The following is a 1,742-nucleotide window of genomic DNA, read 5'->3' on the forward strand; positions in this document are numbered from 1 at the left end:
TATAGTTTCTAACATCAAAGAGATGACGGATACAAATCAGACGAATTTGATTAATACCATTTACAGTTTAGATCCCGAAACAAATACACCATTATGTGAAACGTTATATGAGGCATATCAATTTTTCAAAGGCGGCCCCGTAACTTATGGTAATAAAGACTCTAGACGGTATTATGATCCTTATGATAGGCGTTATTATAATTTAGATTATGTAACCAATACCCCACCCGGCATTTTGAGTTCAGGTAATTATACAAGTCCATTTAAAAAGTGTCCTGATACTGCTTATATTGTGTATATCACTGATGGCGCACAAACCTTAGATAGGTCAGCAGACACGGCAATTCAAACCTTAACTGCCTCGGCAATAACTCCTGCAGATTATACAAGCTTTACTTCAGTAAATGGTTATGGGGTTGAGGAAGAAAGTTATTTGCCTGCATTAGCGGCTTATATGGCAAATAATGATGTCGTACAAGGTGTATTAGATGCTGATGGGGTAGACAACAAACAAACGGTAAATTGTATACCATTGGCTTTTCTGCGGGAGCTGACTCAGCAGCAAAACTTTTAGAAGAAGCTGCATTTAGAGCAGGAAGCCCCAGAAATGAAACAACCAATGTATCTAGTGGTTACTTTAGAGCGTCAAATGGGCTAGCACTAGTTGAGGCAATTAATAATATTGTTAAAAATATTTTTGAAGTGAATACCTCGTTTACTTCCCCAAGCATTGCCAGTAACAATTTTGATAAAACGCAAACATTTAATTCGGCTTATTTTGCGATGTTTTATCCTGGAGAAGGTCCTCGTTGGAGTGGTAATTTAAAAAAGTTAAAAGTTAATGCTGATGGTGTTATTGTGGCGCCAGGTGGAACAAGTAAAGCCATAGATGCAAAAGGCAATATATCTGCAGAAACATGTACTTATTGGAATACTTGTGCTGCAAACTCAAGTGATGGTAATAATGTAACTTCAGGTGGTGTATTACCTTATCTTAGGAATACTTTAAAAAACCGAAATATCAAAACTACGAGCGGCGGAAGTATAATTGATATAGATAGTTCAAGTTTTGTTTCTTCTCATTCTCAGGATACGCTTGATTGGCTTTATGGTCTTGACGTTAATGATGACGATAAAGATAGCAGCTTTAGAGATGCTAGAATTGATATTATGGGAGATCCGCTACACTCAAAGCCTTTAGCACTTAATTTTGGTACTTCGGATTCACTAGATGTTAGGATCATATTAGGCACTAACCAGGGTTTAGTGCATATGTTTAAAGATTCTGATTCGGGCAGTGATGATTATTCTGTTGGTAGTGTTAGTGAGTCATGGGCTTTTATACCCGAAGAGCTCTGGAGTAACATACCTATTTTAGTAGAAAATAATCCTACAGGTAGTCACAGTGTATACGGGATGGATTTGTCACCAGTTGCATACACTGAAACAAATGCCAGCGGTAAGATTGATAAAGCTTGGCTGTATTTGGTGATGCGCCGTGGTGGTGCTTCATATTATGCTCTAGATATTACCAATCCTGATGCACCTTCATTTAAGTGGATGATCAACTCTACTACATCAGGTTTTGAGGATTTAGGCCAAACTTGGTCAGAACCTGTTACTACTTTTGTTCCTGGTATTGAAGGCCCTGTTTTAATTTTTGGTGGTGGCATGTCGTCGAGCGATGGCAACGGTGAAGGTGTTTATGTTGTCAATGCAGATACAGGCCCTGCTGGGGGATT

General features: G+C 38.5%; 1 protein-coding gene and 1 pseudogene. Both read left to right on the forward strand.

The window, feature by feature from the left end:
• Positions 1-574 (forward strand): annotated as a pseudogene (locus H5202_RS24450) (pilus assembly protein); the annotation flags it as partial.
• Positions 523-1,742, forward strand: a 1,220-nt coding sequence (locus tag H5202_RS21935) for a pilus assembly protein (RefSeq protein ID WP_259397436.1), incomplete at its 3' end; no start/stop codon positions are given. The pseudogene H5202_RS24450 and the gene H5202_RS21935, both read left to right, overlap by 52 nt.

The organism is Shewanella sp. SG41-4, from assembly GCF_014164505.1.
Lineage (GTDB): Bacteria > Pseudomonadota > Gammaproteobacteria > Enterobacterales > Shewanellaceae > Shewanella.